Source organism: Mesorhizobium sp. M2E.F.Ca.ET.209.01.1.1, assembly GCF_004010375.2.
Taxonomy (GTDB): Bacteria; Pseudomonadota; Alphaproteobacteria; order Rhizobiales; family Rhizobiaceae; genus Mesorhizobium.
The window spans coordinates 1-329 of the sequence record NZ_SADP02000710.1 but is presented as its reverse complement, the minus strand read 5'-3'; the positions used below and the strand labels follow the sequence as shown (position 1 = coordinate 329).

Genomic DNA, 329 nt, shown 5'->3' with positions numbered 1-329 from the left:
GCTGCATATCGGCGGCTACGACGTTTCCTTCACCAACTCCGCTCTGTTCATGGTCGTGACGGTCCTCGTCGCTTCCGCTTTCCTCTACATGAGCACCGCCAGCCGCAGCCTCATTCCGGGCCGTCTTCAGTCGGTTTCGGAAATGGCCTACGAGTTCGTCGGCAACATGCTGCGCGACGCCGCCGGCAAGCAGGGCATGCAGTTCTTCCCGCTGGTGTTTTCGCTGTTCATGTTCGTGCTGGTCGCCAATCTGATCGGCCTGTTTCCGTACTTCTTCACCGTCACCAGCCACATCATCGTCACCTTCACGCTTGCCGCGCTGGTGATCG

Annotated in this window: 1 protein-coding gene; it reads left to right on the top strand. The window is 59.6% G+C overall.

What is annotated here, in order from left to right:
• Position 1: 1 nt before the first annotated feature.
• A partial coding sequence (locus EN852_RS37560) for a F0F1 ATP synthase subunit A (protein WP_246694548.1) occupies positions 2–329 on the top strand: 328 nt, incomplete at its 3' end.